The sequence below is a fragment of the Kosakonia beeri genome (assembly GCF_054165705.1).
This window is the reverse complement of the sequence record NZ_CM135106.1, coordinates 2,572,551-2,593,205: the sequence shown is the minus strand read 5'-3', so window position 1 is coordinate 2,593,205 and position 20,655 is coordinate 2,572,551. Positions and strand designations below refer to the sequence as shown.

At 56.5% G+C, this 20,655-nt stretch carries 19 protein-coding genes; 12 read left to right on the top strand and 7 right to left on the bottom strand.

What is annotated here, in order from left to right:
• Positions 1 to 16: 16 nt before the first annotated feature.
• Genes ACUY4S_RS12380 through ACUY4S_RS12370 form a run of 3 tightly spaced genes read right to left on the bottom strand, consistent with a single transcriptional unit; the run spans position 17 to position 1,194 of the window.
• Entirely contained in the window at positions 17 to 274 is a 258-nt protein-coding gene (locus ACUY4S_RS12380) for a DUF1427 family protein (RefSeq protein ID WP_458022711.1), read from the bottom strand.
• A gap of 4 nt (positions 275 to 278) precedes the next feature.
• Positions 279 to 449: a DUF1427 family protein gene (locus tag ACUY4S_RS12375; RefSeq protein ID WP_458022712.1), complete on the bottom strand. Its 171-nt coding sequence runs from the start codon at positions 447 to 449 to the stop codon at positions 279 to 281.
• Positions 450 to 507: 58 nt separating this feature from the next.
• Positions 508 to 1,194 carry a hydrolase gene (locus ACUY4S_RS12370; protein WP_312686360.1) on the bottom strand — a complete coding sequence of 229 codons (687 nt, stop codon included), beginning with the start codon at positions 1,192 to 1,194 and terminating at the stop codon, positions 508 to 510.
• A gap of 234 nt (positions 1,195 to 1,428) precedes the next feature.
• Here ACUY4S_RS12370 and ACUY4S_RS12365 point away from each other — a divergent pair, with 234 nt between their 5' ends.
• The 4 genes from ACUY4S_RS12365 to ACUY4S_RS12350 are packed head-to-tail and all read left to right on the top strand — an operon-like array spanning position 1,429 to position 6,218.
• Complete coding sequence (locus ACUY4S_RS12365; protein WP_458022713.1) at positions 1,429 to 3,303, top strand: amidohydrolase; 1,875 nt, start codon at positions 1,429 to 1,431, stop codon at positions 3,301 to 3,303.
• A 4-nt stretch (positions 3,304 to 3,307) separates the two neighbouring features.
• A complete protein-coding gene (locus ACUY4S_RS12360) occupies positions 3,308 to 3,727 on the top strand; it encodes a DoxX family protein (RefSeq protein WP_312686364.1) in 420 nt (139 codons plus the stop codon).
• Positions 3,724 to 5,400, top strand: a complete 1,677-nt coding sequence (locus ACUY4S_RS12355; protein WP_458022714.1) for an MFS transporter — start codon at positions 3,724 to 3,726, stop codon at positions 5,398 to 5,400. The genes ACUY4S_RS12360 and ACUY4S_RS12355 overlap by 4 nt, the downstream gene beginning before the upstream one ends.
• Positions 5,397 to 6,218 carry an alpha/beta fold hydrolase gene (locus ACUY4S_RS12350; protein ID WP_458022715.1) on the top strand — a complete coding sequence of 274 codons (822 nt, stop codon included), beginning with the start codon at positions 5,397 to 5,399 and terminating at the stop codon, positions 6,216 to 6,218. Before ACUY4S_RS12355 ends, ACUY4S_RS12350 begins: the two co-directional genes overlap by 4 nt.
• 47 nt (positions 6,219 to 6,265) lie before the next feature.
• Here the strand turns inward: ACUY4S_RS12350 and ACUY4S_RS12345 are convergent, their stop codons facing one another.
• Entirely contained in the window at positions 6,266 to 8,047 is a 1,782-nt protein-coding gene (locus tag ACUY4S_RS12345; RefSeq protein ID WP_312686369.1) for a thiamine pyrophosphate-requiring protein, read from the bottom strand.
• 103 nt (positions 8,048 to 8,150) lie between these two features.
• Here ACUY4S_RS12345 and ACUY4S_RS12340 point away from each other — a divergent pair, with 103 nt between their 5' ends.
• On the top strand, positions 8,151 to 8,609 hold the full coding sequence (locus ACUY4S_RS12340; protein ID WP_458022716.1) for a GNAT family N-acetyltransferase: 459 nt from the start codon (positions 8,151 to 8,153) through the stop codon (positions 8,607 to 8,609).
• Here ACUY4S_RS12340 and ACUY4S_RS12335 read toward each other — a convergent pair.
• The 3 genes from ACUY4S_RS12335 to ACUY4S_RS12325 all read right to left on the bottom strand — a co-directional run bounded on the left by ACUY4S_RS12335 (position 8,570) and on the right by ACUY4S_RS12325 (position 12,257).
• Positions 8,570 to 10,126, bottom strand: coding sequence for a diguanylate cyclase (locus ACUY4S_RS12335; RefSeq protein WP_312686373.1), 1,557 nt, complete (start codon positions 10,124 to 10,126; stop codon positions 8,570 to 8,572). The genes ACUY4S_RS12340 and ACUY4S_RS12335 overlap by 40 nt on opposite strands.
• Before the next feature lie 160 nt (positions 10,127 to 10,286).
• The gene (locus tag ACUY4S_RS12330; protein WP_312686374.1) at positions 10,287 to 11,504 is read right to left on the bottom strand and encodes a diguanylate phosphodiesterase; all 1,218 of its coding nucleotides are present in this window, start codon (positions 11,502 to 11,504) and stop codon (positions 10,287 to 10,289) included.
• Between the two features lie 105 nt (positions 11,505 to 11,609).
• Positions 11,610 to 12,257 (bottom strand): GntR family transcriptional regulator, encoded by a 648-nt coding sequence (locus tag ACUY4S_RS12325; RefSeq protein WP_312686375.1) that lies wholly within the window; start codon positions 12,255 to 12,257, stop codon positions 11,610 to 11,612.
• A 273-nt stretch (positions 12,258 to 12,530) separates the two neighbouring features.
• On the opposite strand from ACUY4S_RS12325, the gene ACUY4S_RS12320 reads away from it, so the two are divergent.
• The 7 genes from ACUY4S_RS12320 (at position 12,531) to ACUY4S_RS12290 (ending at position 20,342) form a co-directional block, all read left to right on the top strand.
• A complete protein-coding gene (locus ACUY4S_RS12320; protein WP_458022717.1) occupies positions 12,531 to 13,895 on the top strand; it encodes an MmgE/PrpD family protein in 1,365 nt (454 codons plus the stop codon).
• A 24-nt stretch (positions 13,896 to 13,919) separates the two neighbouring features.
• Positions 13,920 to 15,242, top strand: coding sequence for an MmgE/PrpD family protein (locus ACUY4S_RS12315; protein WP_312686378.1), 1,323 nt, complete (start codon positions 13,920 to 13,922; stop codon positions 15,240 to 15,242).
• Positions 15,243 to 15,253: 11 nt separating this feature from the next.
• Positions 15,254 to 16,015 (top strand): sulfite exporter TauE/SafE family protein, encoded by a 762-nt coding sequence (locus ACUY4S_RS12310; RefSeq protein WP_458022718.1) that lies wholly within the window; start codon positions 15,254 to 15,256, stop codon positions 16,013 to 16,015.
• 153 nt (positions 16,016 to 16,168) lie between these two features.
• Positions 16,169 to 17,218 (top strand): amino acid ABC transporter substrate-binding protein, encoded by a 1,050-nt coding sequence (locus tag ACUY4S_RS12305; RefSeq protein WP_312686380.1) that lies wholly within the window; start codon positions 16,169 to 16,171, stop codon positions 17,216 to 17,218.
• Between the two features lie 65 nt (positions 17,219 to 17,283).
• Entirely contained in the window at positions 17,284 to 18,507 is a 1,224-nt protein-coding gene (locus tag ACUY4S_RS12300; RefSeq protein WP_458022719.1) for an amino acid ABC transporter permease, read from the top strand.
• A 9-nt stretch (positions 18,508 to 18,516) separates the two neighbouring features.
• Complete coding sequence (locus ACUY4S_RS12295; RefSeq protein WP_312686384.1) at positions 18,517 to 19,584, top strand: amino acid ABC transporter permease; 1,068 nt, start codon at positions 18,517 to 18,519, stop codon at positions 19,582 to 19,584.
• Positions 19,581 to 20,342 (top strand): amino acid ABC transporter ATP-binding protein, encoded by a 762-nt coding sequence (locus ACUY4S_RS12290; RefSeq protein WP_312686815.1) that lies wholly within the window; start codon positions 19,581 to 19,583, stop codon positions 20,340 to 20,342. Before ACUY4S_RS12295 ends, ACUY4S_RS12290 begins: the two co-directional genes overlap by 4 nt.
• Positions 20,343 to 20,655: the final 313 nt, after the last annotated feature.

Sequence of the window (20,655 nt, the reverse complement as noted above, 5' to 3'; positions counted from 1 at the left end):
CTGGCGGCAGGAAGCGCTAGTGCGGCGGCGTGTCTGAGCGTTCAGGTTGCGGCGCACCGCTGATTTTCGGTACACACTCATGGCGAAACCACGCCAGCGTGAGCGGCTGGCGGGCAAGCAACCTGCGGAGCGCCGGAACGAGTTGTTCCCCCAGCAGCATGCCAAACAGCCCCAGCAGCGCAATCCCCGGCGGCGCAGGAGAGTGAACACCCAGTAAAGCATAAATCCCCCCTGCCAGAACACCGACAAGGAGTGAGACAATCCAGGATTTCATAGGGTTACCCTGCACTGGCGTGGCTGAGGAGTGTGGCGACAAGTTGCTCACCGAGCACCATACCGAGCAGGCCAACCAGTGCAATGGCGGGCGGCGCGGGCGAGCGTACCTTCAGCAGCGCGTAAACCACGCCAATCAGCATGCCTGCAGCGAGGGAAATCAGTCCAGTATGCATGGTCTTCTCCTGCCATTAAATGAAAGAAGCCGACCGGCAGTACCGATCGGCTGGCGGGTTAACGTGCCGGAACGGGTGCCAGCGTCCGATGCCCTGCTTTGGCGCGGGCAGGCGCTTTGTGCACCATGGTATAGGCGTAATCCACTCCCATTCCGTAAGCGCCGGAATGCTCTTTGACAATGTTCATTACCGCATCGTAGGTGTCGCGGTGCGCCCAGTCACGCTGCCATTCCAGCATTACCTGTTGCCAGGTTACCGGGATCACGCCCGCCTGGATCATGCGCTGCATGGCATAGTCATGAGCCTCTTTTGAGGTGCCGCCGGATGCATCCGCGACCATGTAAATTTCGTAATCGCCTTCCAGCATGGCGCAGAGTGCAAAGCTGTTGTTGCACACTTCTGTCCACAGGCCGGAAACCACGACTTTGCGCTTACCGTTCGCCGCCAGCGCATCGCGTACTTTCTGATCGTCCCAGGAGTTCATTGACGTGCGTTCCAGAATATCCTGCTCGGGGAACACATCCAGCAGCTCTGGATAGGTGTTGCCGGAGAAGCTTTCGGTTTCCACTGTCGTAATGATTGTCGGAATAGAGAAAACCCTGGCGGCTTTTGCCAGCGCGACGGTGTTGTTTTTCAGCACCTGACGGTCAATAGACTGGACGCCAAATGCCATTTGCGGCTGATGATCGATAAAAATCAGCTGACAGTTAGCCGGGGTCAGGACTTCAAGCTTCGAGGTTGTCATATCAGTACCCATAGAGGTTAAAGTGAAGATCGCTACGTTCAGACAGCAAACGACGGGTCATCGCTATCGTTGTCTGCATCGTAGGAAACCCCCGGCGGCAAAACTATTATCTGATGGTATAACTATCCTTTCGTATACCTATACTTTGGTACAACTATCCGGCGCTTTGCGACACTCGCCATAATCACTCCAGAAGCTTACCCGGCCATTGCGGGCCGCCAGACTGGAGGAATTATGGATTCGCTCACACACGCAGAACTGATATTACTTAACGGCCAGTTTCACACCGTCGACCGGGAAAACCCCCTTGCGGATGCGGTTGCCATTCGCGATGGCAAGTTTGTTAAAGTGGGGAGCGCCGCCGAGGCGATGGCGTATCAGGGCGAGCGTACGAAAATTGTTGACCTGCAAGGCCATACCGCCATCCCGGGTCTTAACGACTCTCACCTCCACCTGATCCGGGGTGGTCTGAATTACAATCTCGAGCTGCGCTGGGAAGGCGTGCCCTCGCTGGCCGATGCGCTGCGTATGCTTAAAGAGCAGGCGCTGCGCACCCCGTCACCACAATGGGTACGTGTGGTAGGTGGCTGGACGGAGTTTCAGTTTGCCGAGCGCCGCATGCCTACTCTCGACGAAATCAACGATGCCGCACCGGATACCCCGGTCTTCATCCTGCATTTGTACGATCGCGCCCTGCTCAACCGTGCCGCATTGAAAGCCGTTGGCTATACCCGCGATACGCCAAACCCGCCCGGTGGTGAAATCCAGCGTGACAGCAAGGGTAACCCGACCGGTATGTTGATCGCCCGACCGAATGCCATGATCCTGTATGCCACACTGGCCAAAGGCCCCAAACTCCCGCTGGAGCAGCAGGTTAACTCAACCCGCCAGTTTATGCGCGAGCTGAACCGCCTTGGGCTGACCAGCGCGATCGATGCGGGCGGCGGCTTCCAGAACTACCCGGAAGATTACGAAGTGATTGCGGAACTTCACGGCAAAAAACAGATGACTATCCGCATTGCTTATAACCTGTTTACCCAACGCCCCGGTCATGAACTGGAAGACTTTGAAAAATGGACCGATATGCTGACGCCGGGTCAGGGTAGCGACTTCTTCCGCCACAATGGCGCAGGGGAAATGCTGGTTTTCTCCGCAGCGGATTTCGAAGATTTTCTGGAGCCGCGTCCGGACCTGGCACCCGGCATGGAAGCGGAGCTGGAGCGTGTGGTGCGCCATCTGGTGGAGCACCGCTGGCCATTTCGTCTCCATGCGACCTATAACGAGTCCATCAGCCGGATGCTGGATGTGTTTGAGAAGGTCAACCGCGACATCCCGTTTAATGGTCTGCACTGGTTCTTCGACCATGCGGAGACGATTACCGAAGCCAATATTGACCGTGTGAAAGCCCTTGGCGGCGGCATTGCAGTTCAACACCGTATGGCCTTCCAGGGTGAGTATTTCGCGGAACGCTACGGCCAGCAGGCGACCCAACAGACACCGCCAGTAGCACGTATGCTGGAAGCCGGATTGCCCGTCGGTCTCGGAACGGATGCCACCCGAGTCGCCAGCTATAACCCGTGGACGGCGCTCTACTGGCTGGTTTCTGGCCGCACCGTGGGCGGCATGCAGATGTATGATCACCGGGCCCGGCTTGATCGCGACACCGCCCTGCTGTTGTGGACGCAAGGCAGCGCCTGGTTCTCCAGCGAACAAGGGAAAAAAGGCCAGATCAAAGCGGGGCAACTGGCGGACCTGGCGGTACTGAGCAAAGACTACTTCCGTGTGCCGGAAGAGGAAATCAAAGGCATTGAGTCTGTGCTGACCGTGGTAAACGGCGACATCGTCTATGCCGCAGGCGCGTTCGGTCCGCTGGCACCGCCTGCCATACCGGTGCTGCCCGATTGGTCGCCAGTGGTCACCGTTCCGGGGCATTATCGCAGCGCTCCCCCGCAGGCTGCGCGTGTTGGTCAGGCGGCAGGCGTTCACCACTGTTCCGGGCCATGTGGGGTACACGTTCATCAGCACGACATTGCCCGCGGTTCTGCAATGCCTGTCTCAGACGAGAACGCGTTCTGGGGTGCTCTTGGCTGTAGCTGCTTTGCGTTCTGACATCATGAAAACATCAACTTCCCCTTTTGCGCCCCGTATCGACGCGGGGCTGTTTTTTCTACGCCTGAGCGGCAGTCTGTTGTTGCTGTATGTGCACGGCCTGCCGAAAGTGCTGCACTTCAGCACCGAGCTTATGCGTATTGAAGATCCCTTTGGACTGGGGCCGTGGATGAGTCTGCTACCCGCGATCCTGGCCGAAGTGATCTGCCCACTGTTTATTCTCCTCGGGATCGGGACGCGGCTGGCTTGCCTGCCCATCATCGGGGTGTTGCTGGTTGCCATGCTGGTGGTGCATGCCGACTGGTCGATAGCTGACGGCCAATTCGGCTGGCTGCTCTTGATCATCTTCACCACCCTGGCGTTAACCGGAGCGGGCCGCTGGCGCGTAAGCCTGCCCGCAAAAGCGAAAGGAGCGATGGCATGACACAGCAAAATGAACTGCATGCAGCCGTGACAGTGTCACCTCAGCACGGCGATACGCCACCAGCTTCGGCCTGGCAACCACTGCAACAACGCGTTTTTCGTATGCTGTGGACAGCAACGGTGGTTTCCAATATCGGCTCATGGATGAGCGATATCGGTGTCAACTGGACCATGCTCTCCCTGAGCGCCGATCCGCTGGCTGTGGCCCTGGTTCAGGCGGCCAGTAGCCTGCCGATGTTCCTGTTTGTGCTGCCCGCGGGCGTACTGGCAGACATTGTCGAGCGGCGCAAGATCCTGCTGTTTTCGCAAATCTGGACCTTCTGCGCGGCGGCCGGTCTGGCGCTCCTTTCGTTTACCGGCCATGTGACGCCTGAGGTATTGCTGACGGCCACTTTTCTGCTCAGCACAGGGGCGGCGCTCAGCTCCCCGGCTTTTCAGGCAATCGTGCCGGATCTGGTGGATAAACAGCAGCTCAGCCCGGCCATCGCCCTCAATTCGCTGGGCATTAATATCAGCCGCGCCATTGGCCCGGCGCTCGGCGGGTTGTTGCTTTCATTTGCCGGCCCGTGGATGGTTTTTCTGCTTAATGCCCTGTCGGTGCTGGGCGTGGGTTATGTACTGCACCGCTGGCGGCCTCCCGCCACGCTCCAGCGCCTGCCGCCAGAGCACTTTTTTACCGCGATCCGCGGCGGGCTACGCTATGTGCATGCCGCACCGGTGCTGCGTAACGTACTGGCGCGTACCGTGGCGTTCTTTCTGTTCGGCAGTGCCGGCTGGGCGATGTTGCCGCTGGTGGCGCGGCGTGAACTGGGCCTCGGGCCTGGCGGCTACGGGATCATGCTGGCCTGCATCGGGCTGGGCGCCATTTGCGGCGCGGTGATGCTGCCTAAACTGCGCAAGCGGCTGAATGCCGACCAGATGATGGTGGCCGCCAGTCTGCTGTTTGCTGTGACCATGCTGGCGCTGGCATTTATTCGCCACTTCTGGTTACTCAATCTGTTTGAATTTTTTACCGGTTTTGCCTGGATTGCGGTGTTGTCGACCCTGAACGTTGGCGCGCAGCGTAGCGCGGCTCGCTGGGTGAAAGCCCGTGCACTGGCCGTCTACCTGACGGTGTTCTTCGGCTCGATGACCGTCGGCAGTGCGGTGTGGGGAAAACTGGCATCAGCCTACGGGATTTCATGGTCGCTTTGTGCGGCGACGCTGGGCATGGTGCTGGGGGCTGCTACAGTTTTACGTTGGCGGCTGGAAAAAGATGCCGCGCTGAATCTCGATATTGTCGGCCCGCCGGAAGGCATCACCGAGTTTGCCATTGCCCATGAGCGCGGACCGGTGCTGGTGACCTGTGAATATCAGGTCAGGCCGCAGGATGCGCAACCGTTTATGCAGGCCGTACTGGAGATGCGCCGTGTACGCCGCCGTACGGGGGCAATGGGTTGGGCAGTGTACGAAGATATCCGCCAGCCGGGGGTGTTTGTTGAAACCTGGCTGATGGGATCGTGGATTGAGCATTTACGCCAGCATGAGCGTCACACGGTTAATGACCGGTTAATCCAGACGCGAGTGCTGGCGTTCCACCAGGGCGAGCAGCCGCCGGCGATCCGGTATCTGATAGCGCCTGGTGTTGAGTCCGTTTATGGCAATAACCCACTACACAATGAGGTAAACAGATGAGCACGATTAAAACGCAGGATGGTACTCAGATTTATTACAAAGATTGGGGTGCGGGTAAACCGGTACTTTTCAGCCATGGCTGGCCGCTGGATGGCGATATGTGGGACAGTCAGCTGAATTTTCTGGCTGAGCGCGGCTACCGCGTTATTGCCTTTGACCGCCGTGGTTTTGGTCGTTCTGACCAGCCGTGGAACGGTTATGATTACGATACGTTTGCCTCTGACATCAACGATCTTATTACCGCGCTGGATTTGCAGGAGGTCACGCTGGTGGGCTTCTCTATGGGCGGCGGCGATGTCACCCGCTATATCGGTCGCTATGGCAGCGCGCGCGTTGCGGGCCTGGTGCTGCTGGGTGCGGTGACCCCCATTTTTGGCAAAACGGCTGATCATCCACAGGGTGTCGATCAGAGTGTGTTCGAGGGCATTAAAGCCGGGCTGCTTAAAGATCGCGCGCAGTTTATCAGTGATTTCGCCACGCCATTTTACGGCCTCAATGCCGGGCAGACAGTCTCTGAGGGCGTGCTGACGCAAACGCTAAACATTGCCCTGCTGGCGTCGCTGAAAGGTACGCTGGATTGTGTCACTGCTTTTGCCGAAACCGACTTCCGCCAGGATGTGGCAAAAGTGGATGTACCGACGCTGGTCATTCATGGCAGTAACGATCAGGTGGTGCCGTTTGAAGCGACTGGCAAATTGTCGGCAGAGCTGATTAAAGGCGCAGAGTTGAAAGTGTATGACAATGGCCCGCACGGCTTTGCAGTGACCCATCAGGATCAGCTCAACAACGATCTGCTGGCGTTCCTGCAAAAACGCTGATTTGCCATCAGAGGGAAATGAACCGGGCGACAGACGCCCGGTTTTTTTTACTTCGGTTTATGAAAAAGCTGACTGGCGGTATCGCTAATCACCTGCATGGCACCGCGATCGCCTTTCGCCATCGCCGCCATAAACGCCTTCGCCTGCTTGAAGGTAATGTGCGGTGGCAATGGCGCCACTTCCGGGTCGGTTTTCACTTCCAGAACCACCGGTCTGTCGGCCTGTAATGCCCGCCGCCAGGCATCCCCCAGCGCGTCGGGGGTATCTACAAAAATCCCCTCCAGCCCCAGTGAGCGGGCGAATTCGGCGTAGTGAACATCCGGCAGTTGCTGGCTGGCTTCAAAACGCGGATCTCCTTCCATGACGCGTTGCTCCCAGGTCACCTGATTTAAATCCTGGTTATTAAAGACGCAGACGATCAGCCGCGGATCGCGCCACTGCTGCCAGTATTTCTGGATCGTGATCAACTCAGCCATGTTATTCATCTGCATGGCGCCATCCCCCACCAGCGCTATCACCGGTTTCTCCGGCTCGGCAAATTTGGCGGCAATGGCATAAGGCACCGCCGCCCCCATGCAGGCCAGTCCGCCCGAGAGCGATGCCCGCTGCCCCTGTTTCACGCGGTAATCACGGGCAAACCAGTTGGCACAGGAACCGGAGTCGGACGTGACGATGGCGTTCTCTGGCAACAAGGGGGACATTTCCCACACCACGCGCTGCGGATTGACCGGATTAGCAGGTGCCATGGCGCGTTGTTCCATCTGTTTCCACCAGTCGCGCACCTGGCGTGCAATCTCCTCCTGCCAGTGACGGTCGGTTTTGTGCTCCAGCAGCGGCAGCAAAGCACGCAGGGTTTCTGCCGCATCGCCATGCAGATTCACTTCACAAGGGTAACGCAAACCGAGCATCGCCGGATCGATATCAATCTGCACGGCCCGCGCCTGGCCTTCCGGCGGGAGAAACTCCGTCCATGGGAAACCACTGCCGATGACCAACAGCGTGTCGCATTGCTGCATTAACTTCCATGACGGCTCGGTCCCCAGTAAGCCAATCGCGCCGGTGACAAAGGGGGCGTCATCCGGCAGCACATCTTTGCCCAGCAGTGCTTTGGCGACGCCTGCTCCCAGCGTATTGGCCGCCTGCACCACTTCAACGGCCGCGTTTCGTGCCCCTGCACCTATCAGGATGGCGACTTTTTTCCCGGCGTTGAGTACGGCGGCAGCACGTGCGAGATCGGCATCGTGCGGGATCACGCGCGGAGGCTGATAACCCACGCCAGAGTGGGTAAACCCGTGTACATGCTCCGGCGGTTGCCACGCTTCGTCCTGCACATCTTTCGGGATAATAACCACCCCAACGCCGTTTTGCGCAATCGCCACGCGCACCCCGCGATCCACCAGGTGTCGAACCTGAGCTGGTGTGGCGGCCTCCTGCACAAAATTGGCCACATCGGCGAAGACACGATCAAGGTTCATCTCTTGCTGATAACTGGCGCCGCGCGCGGTGGTTTCTGCCTGTCCGGCGATGGCCAGCACCGGCACATGATCCATTTTGGCGTCATACAGTCCGGTAAGCAGATGCGTCGCACCAGGGCCGCCCGTCGATAAACAGACGCCCAGCTCGCCGGTGAATTTGGCATGCCCTACCGCCATAAACGCGGCCATCTCCTCGTGGCGCACCTGAATAAATTCAATACCCTCGCCAGATTTACTGGCCCGTTGCAGCGCGCCAAGCACGCCGTTGATACCGTCGCCCGGATAACCATAAATGCGAGTCACGCCCCATTCTTTCAGACGCTGCACAAAGAAATCACTGGTTTTCATGCTCACTGTTATTTCTCCTTGCGGGTAGATTACCGTCTTTAAAGGTAGTCGAAGCTCTGCGTTATCCGGGCTAAGATGAGTGGAAAACGCTATCTAAAGGAAAATTAGAATGGAACTAACGGTTAAATACGAAGTGACGGAGCAGGATCAACAGGCGTTATTCAGGGGTTTACGGCGTTACAACCAGCAGTTTGTCGACCTCAGTCAGTGGGCGCACCTGGCGGTCTATTTTCATGATGACTGCGGTGTCATGCAGGGCGGACTGATTGCCCGCCAGGAGGGCGAATGGCTTAACATTCACTATTTGTGGGTGCATGAAGATCAGCGCGGCAGCGGGCTGGGTCGGGAACTGATGCAACGTGCCGCCGCCGAGGCAACAGCGCTTGGCTGCCATCATGCGCTGGTCGATACTTTCAGTTTTCAGGCTTTGCCTTTCTATCAAAAACTGGGCTATCAGCTCCAAATGACGCTCGAAGGTTATCCCCGGATGGGCATGCAGCGCCATTACCTCACCAAATCGCTTGGCGATCACTCCCCGGCTGCGGCCAGCGCACGGTCGCGCCCCTGAATTTTTGCCTGATACAACGCCTTATCTGCCCCCTCTTTCAGGCGGATGGCATCATCAAAGTCGGCATCGGCGATCAGGCTGTAACAGCCCGCACTGATGGTGACAATGGCATGCTGCGCACCTGTTTGCGAGTGCGGGATTTTGGCATTGCGCACCAGGGCGACCGCCTCGTGGGCAATCGCCAGTGCTTCGTCTGCGCTGCTGTTCGGCATGATAATGGCGAACTCCTCACCACCGTAGCGGGCAATCAAATCATGCGTGCGCAGCTTCAGCCGTTGCAGGATTTCGCCCACCATGCGCAGGCAACTGTCTCCGGCGACATGGCCGTAAAAGTCGTTGTAACGCTTAAAGTAATCGATATCGATCATGATAAGCGAAACAGGTTTTTGCGTCAGGGCCGAGGCTTTCAGGCTTTGCGATAAGTAGAGATCAAACTGTCTGCGGTTTGCCAGCCCGGTCAGGCCGTCGGCCAGCGCCATCAGTTGCAGCGTGTGGTTAATGCTGGTCAGCTCATCCCGCAGGGTAGTGAGTTCGGTCTGATGGCGAACATTCAGCCGCACCTGGCGGAAAATTATTGCCCCCATCAGCAGCGTACCGAGCAGCAACATCACGTTTAAGACAATGTCTGGCAGACTGTCGCGCAGCCAGCTGTTCCACAATGCAGGTTTATCGTACCCGGCAGCCACCACCAGCGGATAACGCTCAAGACGGGCGAAACCGTATATGCGCTCAACATGATCCAGAGCCGAAACCCAGGTGCCGTTGCCGCGATCTTTTTTGGCCAGTTCACGGGTGAATAACGGGCTGGCGGAAAGGTTGCGGTTGATGATGTCATCCCCGTAAGGACGCACATAGAGCGCCGTGCCGTCGGTGTCCAGCAGGGCCAGTAAATCGCGGTTCTGCAACTCAAAGAAGCTGTAAAAATGGCGGAAATACTCGACTTTTACCGTAGCGAGCAGCACACCGGCAAAGGCGCCGGAGGTGTCGCTGATGCGTAACGACACCGGAATAATAAGATCGCCCGTGGAACGGCTGCGGATCACATGCCCGAGATGAATGCCGCCGTGTCCATTGCGGCGATGATAAATGAAATATTCGCGGTCGCTGTTGTTAGAGATCACCGGGATTTTGCCAAACGAAGTGGCTTTCATATTGCCCTGCGGATCGTAGATAAACAGCCCGTGTAACTGCGGCAGACGATCTTTCAGTTCGGCGAGATAAAGGTCGAACTGTTTAAAATCAATCGCGGTCAGACCCTCTGCCGGCAGCGAACGGCGAACATCGCGCAGCACCAGTTCGGCCTGCAATATCGTATCTTCCGCCTGCCGCGCCTGGGAAACCGATAAGTTAATGGCACTGCGTTCGGCATCCAGGACTGCCCGTTCCCAGGAGCGGCTCAGTGTCCAGCTAAAGGTGACAACGCCCGCTATGAGCAGGCCGGTCATAAAAAAAGTGATACTGCGCCCAAGAGACGAGTTAAGCGCCAATGCCCGCGCAAGCTTTTTCTTGAATTTCATTCTCTCTCCTGAATCACATCCGCTGTTATTCAGTAAAGCATAGAAGATGGGGAACCTATCGGCCGGATAAACCTGTAAATGGGTCTGATTGAGGCGGTAACTGATTGAAAGGAATGTTTAAAGGCGACTCCCCGGCTGGCCGGGGAATGAACACAACCGGTCACGGCGTAATGCGGCGCGGCCAGTTAATCGGTGAAATGCCATTGAGTACAGGGCGGGCAAACAGGAAGCCCTGGAAGCGCTCAATACCGACGGCCTCCAGCCAGCACCACTCTTCGACTTTTTCGACCCCTTCCGCCACCACGGTAATTTGCAGCTCTGCGCAGCAGTCGATTATGGCTTTGACGATCGCCTGTTTCGGGCCATGCAGGTGGATATCGGTCACGATTGTGCGGTCAATTTTTAGTTTATCCGGCTGGAATTTCGCCAGCAGCGATAACCCGGCAAAGCCGGAACCAAAGTCATCAATCGCCAGGCCGATCCCCGCCGCACGCAACTGACGAATGGCCCAGGTGAACTCCTCATAGCCGGAGATCACTTCATCTTCTGTGACTTCAACAATGATCTGTCCGGGGCTAAGGTTATTGCGTGTGATATGACCCAGCAGGATATCCACTGCGCCGGGAATTTTAACCAGCGACATCGGCAGAAGATTGACCGCAACTTTATGATTGCCAATCCCCATGCGGCTGGCCATCGCCAGCGCCCAGCCCTTCGAGGCCAGATCTGCCTCGTGCAACTTATCGGGCGCTATGGTGGCGAAATACTCCTGCGGACTGCCGCCGTTCGGGCCGCGGATCAGCGCTTCAAGCGAGGAGATATTGCCGCGCAGCGGCTCAATAATCGGCTGAAAGGCAAACTGACAGGGTTGATTGTCCTGGATGGGCGCGTTGATGCTGGCAAAAGGCGGCGTTTTGAGGCTGAATGTCCAGTGCTCTGGCGCGGTATTACGCACCCGATCGTTATTGTTTTGCGAGGCAATAAAGTTACGAATAAATTTATAGACCCGATCGTTACTGGCCAGCTGGTAATTGAGCGTACCGAACCTGAGGATAGCGCGCAGTGCCGTCGCAGGCTGGATGACACGTAAATCAAACAGCATCATCCCGCGGTTGCCAAAACGGCGGCGCGGCGCATAATCGCGAAGCAGTTCGACCACATTGCCGTGGCGGTGATCATGATGTATACGTTCAAAAACGTCGTTAACCGAAGCGAGCGGCCCTTCAAGAACCTGCAAAAAATGTTCGCCGTCGAACAGTAAGATGCCCGTCACCTGCAATCGCTGATTGCGCAGGCTGGCTCGCTCGACAAGTTGAGCCAGTTGAGAGGGATCGAGTGTTCGATTCAGTCGGCTACGGTAAATCAAAGTCGCTAACACGCAATGCTACCCTCAGAATGCCCACACAAAATCTACATAGATGATGCCATCCCGCTATTCTAGCGACAGGGTGAAATTCCCGTCCGCCGATTAGAGGTCATTATGTTAGCGTTCTCGCTGGCTTAAAATCGTCAACCTTGCGCGATAGCCGTGGCGAATATGCTCAATCGCCACCTCCTGCGCCGCTGCGCGATCGCGTTTTAACAGCGCGTCGACTATTGCCCGGTGCTCACGTTTTGCTTCTGCGGTGCGTTCCGGTAACTCGTAGGTTGTGTTACGCAACAGCGACAGGTGAATACGCAAATTGTCTAACATTTCATTGAGATAGGGGTTGTGCGTGGCACGATAAATCTGGCGGTGAAACAGGCGGTTATGATCGTGCAGCGCTTTACTGTCGGTGAGCGTTTCTTCCATGCGGACCATTTCATCCAGCAGCGCAAGCTCTGCATCAGAAGCGGCGGTGACAGCAAGATCCATCGCTAAGCGCTCCAGACCTTCGCGCACATCAAACAGCTGGCGCAGCCGTTCATAGCTAATATGCGCAATTATCAGCCCCCGCTGCGGGCCGGGTTCGGCAAGACCGAGGGTTTCCAGGCGGTGAAGCGCTTCACGGATCGGCGTACGGCTCAGACCAAACTGTTCCGCCAGCCGGGTTTCCTGCAGGCGTTCGCCCGGTTGCAGTTCACCGGCCTCAATGGCGGAAAGCAAAATTTCAAAAGGCGTTAAGCCTGTGTCGCGACCCGTCGTTTTCACGTTAAGCTCCGTTTGTCTATGGAATGACCCTATTAAGGCTGGCACCCTGCCGTCGCCCATCTTGCCACAGGAAAGGTAACGCCTTTGCTTTTTTTGTTCTTAGCTTATCTGAAAAACATCTTTTGACGTTTCCGTCAGGGCTGCTATGTTTATTTTATATTCATTGTATACAAATGAATTCATATAAACACAAACACCGTTTTTGCTTTTTATTGATAAGCCAACACCAGGGCTTTACGTTGTCAGCCAACACCAGGGAATGCTTGTTTTACGATGACAAAAAATAGCGAAGTTAATAACATTCGTGGAGAACAGCTCAGCCAGTTTATCAGCCAGGCTCATCACCTCAACGTCCCCCCCGCCGTCCGCCATGAAGCAAAACGCGCTTTGATCGACTTCCTCGGCGTTGCGCTGGGCGCAGTTAATGATGATGCCGTTAAGGCCGTGCGCCAGGTAGCCAAAGCCTGGCACGCCAGCGGCGATGCGCGGGTTTTCCTTTCCGGTACCACTACCCCTGCCCTTGCTGCGCTGGTTAACGCCACCATGGCACACGCTGCGGATTATGATGATACCCACCCAGCTGGCGCAGGCCATCCTGGCGGCCCGTGCTGGTCAACTGCGCTGGCAATGGCGCAGGCACACCCGGTCGACGAAGAGCACGTGCTGCGGGCATTTGTCACCGGTTTTGAAGTGATGGCAAAACTGGGTGGCGGCTGGGTGCCAGGCGTCGGGCGCAACCTGCAGAGAAGGGGCTTTCACCCCACTTCTGTTGTAGGACGCGCGGGCGCAGCGGCAGTTGCGGCTGCGGTTTTGCGCCTCTCAGAACCCCAGGTTCGCAACGCGTTAGGCGCGGCTGCCACCATGATGGGCGGCCTGCAAAAATCTTCCGGTACGCATGGTAAACCGTTCCACGCGGGCAAAGCGGCGATGGACGGCATTATGGCTGCGCAATTGGCGGCGGAAAACTTCGTCGGCGCGCACCACTTTTACGAGACTGACGGCTGGGTAAAAATCTTCATCCAGGATGGCAGTGCAGAAGTGCCGCCGCTTGATTTTGGCGAAAGCTGGGAACTGCTAACCAACGGCTACAAGCTGTATGCCAGTTGCCGGGGTACGCACGCCTCTATTGAAACCGCCCGCAAGCTTTTCCCGTTGCTGCAAGGGCGCAAGATTACCCGCATTACGGCGAAGGTCCACCCAATGGGCATGGTCAATGCCGGGATCCTCTCGCCGCGCACGCCGCTGGAAAGTAAGTTCAGCATTCCCCACTGTATCGCCCTCGCCTTAAGCGGTTATGCCCTGACGGACACCGATTTTACCCAGGCGACGGTAGACGATCCGCAACCACGCGCCCTGCTGCCGCTGCTTGAGGTCGAGGCCGTGGACGGTCAGTCCGCCAGTTCGGCCTTTATTGATGTCTGGCTGGACGATGGCGAAGTGCTGCACGCCCAGACTGACGTCTATCGCGGCCATGCGCAAAATCCGCTCAGCGATCAGGAGTTGCGCGACAAATTCGATGCGCTCACTATTCCAGTTCTGGGCGCGGCGCGCAGCGCTGCACTTTATGATGCCGCTTTCCACTTCGAACGCCCAGGTTCGCTGGCGCGTATTACCGGGCTTCTTGCCGGCGATCACTAATTCTTTTTGCTACAGGACATGTTAATGACCATTGCCCGACAACTCGCCGGTAATTTGCTGGCGTTCTCCCGGCAGGCGTTCGCGCAGGCGGCATACAGCCATGCGCGTACCGCGATTATTGATACATTAGGCGTTACGCTGGCTGGCGGTGTTCAGGACGGTGCCCACAAATTACGCACTGTGATCGTGCCGTCTGCGGCGCGCGGCAACAGTCGTGTTTTTGGTACGGATCTGACATTAAACGCGCTGGACGCCGCCCTGCTGAATGGCGTGTCTTCACACCTGCTCGATTTTGATGATTCCAACTCCTGGCTGCACGGGCATATTTCGGTGGCGGTTCTGCCCGCTTTACTGGCGCTGGCCGATGAACAGGACCTGAACGGCGAGGCGCTCCTGCGCGCCTATATTACCGGCTACGAAACCGCAGTACGCATGGGCAAAGCGGTTAGCCCGTTCCAGTATCGTCACGGCTGGCATCCTACCACTACGGTCGGTGTTTTTGCCGGGGTTGCTGCCTGTGCGGTCGCGCTGGATCTGAATGAAGAACAGACGGCCACCGCGCTGGCGATGACCGCCTCGCTGGCGTCAGGGATCAAATCCAATTTTGGTAGCGAAACCAAAGCGCTGGCGGTGGGTCAGGCGGCACGCAGCGCGGTGATGGCAACTAAACTGGCGAAAGAGGGGTTCAGCGCCGGGCCAACGGCTTTTGAACATCAGCAGGGCTATTTTCACGTCTACAACGGCGTGGCGAATGTTGATCCCCTGCCGCTGACCGAGCGCTGGGACGCAACGCCATTCATTCTCGACACCGTGAAAAGCAACAACTACAAATACTTCCCTTGCTGCTACGCTATTTTATCGCCGCTGGATGGCATTCTGGCGCTGCGTGAGGAGCACGGCCTGCGTGCGGAAGAGATCGAACATATTGAAATCAAAGTGCACCCGATCCGTTACCCACATATTAATATTCCGCAGCCGCAGAACCCGCTCGCCGGGAAGTTCAGCCTGCATTACTGCGTGGCGCGGGCTTTTGTGACGGGTACGCTAACACTGGATGATTTTATTGATACGGCGCGGTTCGACGATCCGGCAACCCAGACGTTGCTGCGTAAAGTGACGCTGGAAAAGCACAACGAAGAGATCACCCATAGCGCGTTCGTGACGCTGACCACCACCGACGGTCGCCAGTTTTCTCAGCGAGTGGCGGGAGCGCGGGGTTCCAGCCCGGCTATCCCGTTGCCGGATAATTTGATAGAGCAGAAGTTTCTCGACTGCGCCAGCCGCGTACTGTCTCGAGAGGATGCACAGGCACTTTACCAGCGTCTGTTGCGGGATGATTATCGCTAACGGATGCCAGCATGAACATAACCTGGATACCTGCTGAAATTTCGCCGCTGTTCGCGGGCGTCATGGTGTTTTGCAGTTTTCTGACTTCGGCGCTGACGGCGGCCATGGGGCTGGGCGGGGGCACAGCTTTGCTGGCTATCATGGGGCTGGGCATGCCGGTCAGCAGCCTGATGCCGGTGCATGGGATGGTGCAGCTTGGCTCCAACCTTAGCCGGACGTTGATTCAGCGGGTGCATGTGGTCTGGCCGTTAGTGCTGTGGTTCCTGCTCGGTAGCGCGGTCGGCATTGCAGTCGGTGCGCCGGTGGCGGCGGTGATCCCGGACAGCATTGCCCGCATTGCGCTGGGGCTTTTTATTCTCTGGTCAGTGCTGCGCAAACGTGGCGAACAGAAACCGTTAAGCCGCCCTTTCTTCATTATTGGCGGCGGCCTCAGCAGTCTCGGCACCATGATTGTGGGCGCCACCGGCCCGATGGTCGCCGGGCTTATCAGTTCGCAAGGGCTAAAGCGCCAGCCGCTTATCGCCACGCACGCCACCTGCATGGTGTTACAGCACGGACTGAAGATCCTCGCCTTCGGGTTGATGGGGTTTGCCTGGGCCAGCTGGTTGCCTGTGCTGGCGGCAATGATCATTAGCGGTGCGCTGGGAACATGGCTGGGTACGCGCGTGCTGGACAACGTACCGGAAAAACTGTTCCGCGTGCTGTTTCGTGTAACGATGATCCTGCTCAGCGCGCAACTCTTGTGGCAGGGTATAGAAGGATGGTTGAAATAAATCGTTAGTCCATTGTTGTATATGCTTTACTGAATTCGATCTTTGCCAAAAGCACCGCAGGCGAAGATCATTATTCAACAAACGGACGTGTTATTGAAAAATCAATAAATACAGTTAATTAACCTGATAGCAACCCTTTAAAAAGGAATAGCCATGCTGAAGAAAACCCACCTAGCTGCGTCAGTGTTGCTGCTGACGCTGGGGAGTTTTATTTTTCCCGCACAGGCAGAAAACGCCCCCGCCACGAATGGCGACACGCTGAAGAAAATTAAAGCGCGCGGCGAACTGGTTTGCGGTGTGCACCCTGCCCGTCACGGCTTCGCCTCAATTGACAGCAAAGGCAACTGGGAAGGTCTGGATGTCGATTTCTGCCGTGCGCTCGCGGCAGCGGTTTTCGGCGATGCGTCTAAAGTCCGCTTTACGCCGCTGTCGACGGCGCAGCGTTTTGCCGCCATTCAGTCGGGCGAAGTCGATGTGCTGTCACGGAATATCACGGCATCATTAACCCGCGATGTGTCGCTGGGGCTGAACTTTGCGCCGCCCAATTTTTACACGGGTACTGGTTTTATGGTGCGGGCCAACAGCGGCGTGAAAAAAGTTGAAGATCTCGACGGCGCCACGGTGTGTATTACCCCCGGCAGCAGTACCGAGCAAAACGTGGCGCAGATCTTCGGTTCACGCCACCTGCACTACACCCCGGTGGTGATCGAGAACAACAAAGAGTATGTTGCGGCCTATCTCGCCGGGCGCTGTGATGTTATTGCGCGTGACAAAGTGGCGCTGCCTGGCATCAAAACTTTTGATGCGGAAAAACCGGAAGATCACATTATTCTGCCGGGGATTTATTCGAAAGAACCGCTGGCAATGGCGGTGCGTAAAGGCGATGACCAGTGGTTCGATATTGTGAAGTGGGTTGTTTACGCTACCTTCAATGCCGAAGAGATGAACGTTAACCAGAGCAATGTGGATAGCGAACTGAAATCCACCGATCCGGATGTCCAGGGGCTGCTTGGCGTGAGCGGCGGCTTTGGTCAGAAACTCGGTCTGGATGACAAGTGGGTGTACAACATTGTTAAACAGGTGGGTAATTATGGCGATATCTATAACCGCCATTTTGGCCCGCAAAGCGCCGAGCCGCTGGATCGCGATTTAAATAATCTGTGGACCAAAGGTGGTTTGCTTTACGGCCTGCCGATCCGTTAATCGCCGGGGCGCTCATGCATGACCGTGGGCGCCCTTCTCCACTTCTGTCATAACCTTGATGTTTAATGATGAAACAGACTGATAACTCCGGTGCGCTGGCCGTTGCATCCGACGCGCCACGACCTGCGACCGCGTTTCGCCTTTTCACCTTTTTTGGCAGTAAAACCGTGCGCAGTTGGTGCTACCAGTTACTGCTGGCAGCCTTGCTGATCGGTTTTAGTTACTGGCTCTATAGCAATGTCGTGGCGAACCTGCGCGCCCAGCGTATCGCCACCGGGTTTGGCTTTTTGCAGCAGAGCGCGCACTTTGCCATTGGCGAAACGCTTATCGACTACACCCCGCGCGACAGCTACACCAGGGCGCTGGCGGTGGGATTACTGAATACGTTGTATGTCACCGGGTGCGGCATTCTGCTGGCCACGGTGCTCGGTTTTATGGTTGGTATTGGCCGGGTATCGAAAAACTGGCTCCTGATGAAAATCTGCGTCGGCTATGTGGAACTGCTGCGTAACGTGCCGGTAATATTGCAGGTTATTTTCTGGGCGGTGGTGATCCGCAATTTGCCTTCGCCGCGCCAGGCGATTGTACTGCCAGGAATGGGCTTCTTGACCAACCGTGGTCTGACATTCACTGTGCCGGCGGCGCACAGCGGCTGGATGTGGACAGTGCTTGCCCTGCTGGTGGCTTGTGTGCTGAGTATGCTGCTTTCACGCGTTGCGCGTCGCTGGCGCGAACATCACGGGAAACAAGTGCCGACGGGCCGCCTGCGGTGGGCGTTAGTGATTGCCCTGCCGCTGCTCGTCTGGGTGCTAACAGGCGCGCCGCATGAACTGAACCGCCCGGTGCTGCGCGGTTTTAATTTCCAGGGGGGGTTTACCATCAGCCCGGAATTTACGGCACTGCTGCTGGGTATTGCCCTTTACTCGTCGGCATTTATTGCTGAGATCGTCCGCGCAGGTATTCAGTCGGTACCAAAAGGTCAGCTGGAAGCGGCCCGGGCATTGTCATTTTCTCCCTGGCATGTGATGCGCCACGTTATTATTCCGCAGGCGATGCGGGTCATGGTACCGCCGCTGGCCAGCCAGTATGTGAGCCTGGCGAAAAACAGCTCGATCGCGGTAGTGGTTGGCTACCCGGAACTGGCCAATATCAGCAATACGTTGATGAACCAGACCGGCCAGGCACTGGAGGCGATTGCCATTATGATGGTGGTCTATTTGATCATTAGCGGCACCACGTCGCTGCTAATGAACCTGTTTAACCGCTATGTTGCCATTAAAGAGCGCTAAGGAGCCGGTATGCAACACACTGTGATTTTCTGGCTACGGCGTAATCTGTTTAGCAGCCTTGCTCAGACGGCGCTGACGCTCATTCTGGCGATGGTCATTGCCTCCGTGGGCGCTTCGCTGTTGCGCTGGGGCGTGATCGACGCGGTGGGTTTCAGCGGTTCAGCTGAACAGTGCCGTGCGGCGACCGGCGCGTGCTGGGCGGTGATTGGCGAAAAATATCGCCCTATTCTGTTCGGGCTGTATCCCTATGAAGAGCAGTGGCGTCCGGCGCTGGCGATGCTGGTGTGGTTTATCACTATTGGCCTCTCGCTCGCGCCTGCCTGCTGGCACTCCCGTTTGCTGTGGCCGTTGTGGCTGGTGTCACTGGCGATGATGTCAGTGCTGATGAGCGGCGGCGTGTTAGGGCTGAAAGCGGTTCCTTCCGCAGACTGGGGCGGTTTGCCGCTGACGCTGCTGCTGTTTTCTGGCACGGTGATCATCGGCATGCCCGTTTCGGTACTGCTGGCGCTGGGCCGCCGTTCGCCACTGCCTTTCCTGCGCGGTTTGTCGGTGGTGTTTATTGAGGGGCTGCGCGGCGTGCCGTTGATTACCATTTTATTTGTGGCGGTGAACGTTTTCCCGCTGTTTTTACCGGCCGATATGGAAGTGAACAAACTGCTGCGCATTGTTATTGGTATTGCGCTGTTTTTTGCCTGTTACCAGGCGGAGGTGATCCGTGGGGGATTGCAGTCGGTCCCGCGTGGGCAGTATGAAGCGGCAGCGGTACTGAACCTGGGGTACTGGCATACGACCACCAAAATTATTTTGCCGCAGGCGTTGCGTATCTGTCTGCCTGCGGTTACCAACCACATTATCGCGGCCATGAAAAACACCTCGTTTGTGATAATCATTGGCTTGTTCGATGTGCTGACAGCCACCAGCGCGGTTATGCAGGATCCGCAGTGGCGTCGTTATTACATTGAATCCTATGTCTTTATTTCCGCTCTGTATCTTTTGTTTGGCTTTATGCTTTCCCGTTATGCGGTGTGGGTAGAAGGACGCATTGATGCCAGCCGTAACCCTGAAGGAGTCGCCTGATGCAAGTAACACCCCCCTCGCCCGACGCGATTATTGAGATGAAGTCGGTCAGTAAATGGTACGGCAAATTCCAGGTGCTGGATGATGTGTCGCTCAGTGTGAACAAAGGGGAGCGCGTGGTGATTTGCGGCCCGTCCGGTTCCGGTAAATCGACGCTTATCCGCTGTATTAATCGCCTGGAAGCGCACCAGAAAGGCCAGATTCTGGTAAACGGTATCGAAATGAACGATAACGTGCGCAATATCAGCCGCATTCGTCTGAGCATTGGCATGTTGTTCCAGCAGTTTAATCTTTTCCCGCATTTAAGCGTGCTGGATAACCTGACGATTGGCCCGACGCTGGTGCGCAAGATGACCCGCTCGCAGGCCACGGAACTGGCCATGCATTACCTGGAGAAAGTGCATATAGCTAACCAGGCGCATAAGTTTCCGCTCCAGCTCTCCGGCGGCCAGCAGCAGCGAGTGGCAATTGCCCGCGCACTGTGCATGCAGCCAGAGATTATGCTGTTTGATGAGCCCACTTCGGCGCTGGATCCGGAGATGATCAAAGAAGTGCTGGACGTGATGCTCGACCTGGCCGACAGCGGGATGACGATGATTGTGGTTACGCATGAGATGGGATTTGCCCGTACCGTGGCCGATAAAGTGATCCTGATGGCCGACGGGCGCATTGTGGAATCGGCTGCGCCGGAAACGTTCTTCACCCACCCCGAACACCCGCGCACGCGCCAGTTTCTTGATCAAATCCTCAGCCATTAACCCTCGTGCGGCGGTCTGCCCGCCGCACTGTCAGCATGCTCCCAACAATAACCACATTACCTGCAATGACTTTATCGGCTTAACGGTATAAAGTTAAGCTCTGCTGTATTACCGGTGTTTTTTTGTACCAAAAAATTGCGATACTTTTGTAAATACCTTAGCCCGCTATGTTAACGTTTCTATTTTTGAAAGCGTATTTTTTGTACTTTATCGCACACCCTCCTTTTAATTTGTGTTAAGGATTTACTTATCGCCTGGATGATTATTTCAATTCTTTTTTCTTTCGCAAAATCATAACAATATTTAAAAATTG

Excerpts from the sequence above, each read along its gene's own strand:
- ACUY4S_RS12335 (WP_312686373.1), bottom strand. The coding sequence starts at position 10,126 with ATGAAATTCAAGAAAAAGCTTGCGCGGGCATTGGCGCTTAACTCGTCT.
- ACUY4S_RS12380 (WP_458022711.1), bottom strand. The coding sequence starts at position 274 with ATGAAATCCTGGATTGTCTCACTCCTTGTCGGTGTTCTGGCAGGGGGG.
- ACUY4S_RS12370 (WP_312686360.1), bottom strand. The coding sequence starts at position 1,194 with ATGACAACCTCGAAGCTTGAAGTCCTGACCCCGGCTAACTGTCAGCTG.
- ACUY4S_RS12340 (WP_458022716.1), top strand. The coding sequence starts at position 8,151 with ATGGAACTAACGGTTAAATACGAAGTGACGGAGCAGGATCAACAGGCG.
- ACUY4S_RS12295 (WP_312686384.1), top strand. The coding sequence starts at position 18,517 with ATGCAACACACTGTGATTTTCTGGCTACGGCGTAATCTGTTTAGCAGC.
- ACUY4S_RS12315 (WP_312686378.1), top strand. The coding sequence starts at position 13,920 with ATGACCATTGCCCGACAACTCGCCGGTAATTTGCTGGCGTTCTCCCGG.
- ACUY4S_RS12320 (WP_458022717.1), top strand. The coding sequence starts at position 12,531 with ATGACAAAAAATAGCGAAGTTAATAACATTCGTGGAGAACAGCTCAGC.
- ACUY4S_RS12375 (WP_458022712.1), bottom strand. The coding sequence starts at position 449 with ATGCATACTGGACTGATTTCCCTCGCTGCAGGCATGCTGATTGGCGTG.
- ACUY4S_RS12365 (WP_458022713.1), top strand. The coding sequence starts at position 1,429 with ATGGATTCGCTCACACACGCAGAACTGATATTACTTAACGGCCAGTTT.
- ACUY4S_RS12350 (WP_458022715.1), top strand. The coding sequence starts at position 5,397 with ATGAGCACGATTAAAACGCAGGATGGTACTCAGATTTATTACAAAGAT.
- ACUY4S_RS12310 (WP_458022718.1), top strand. The coding sequence starts at position 15,254 with ATGAACATAACCTGGATACCTGCTGAAATTTCGCCGCTGTTCGCGGGC.
- ACUY4S_RS12305 (WP_312686380.1), top strand. The coding sequence starts at position 16,169 with ATGCTGAAGAAAACCCACCTAGCTGCGTCAGTGTTGCTGCTGACGCTG.
- ACUY4S_RS12300 (WP_458022719.1), top strand. The coding sequence starts at position 17,284 with ATGATGAAACAGACTGATAACTCCGGTGCGCTGGCCGTTGCATCCGAC.
- ACUY4S_RS12355 (WP_458022714.1), top strand. The coding sequence starts at position 3,724 with ATGACACAGCAAAATGAACTGCATGCAGCCGTGACAGTGTCACCTCAG.
- ACUY4S_RS12360 (WP_312686364.1), top strand. The coding sequence starts at position 3,308 with ATGAAAACATCAACTTCCCCTTTTGCGCCCCGTATCGACGCGGGGCTG.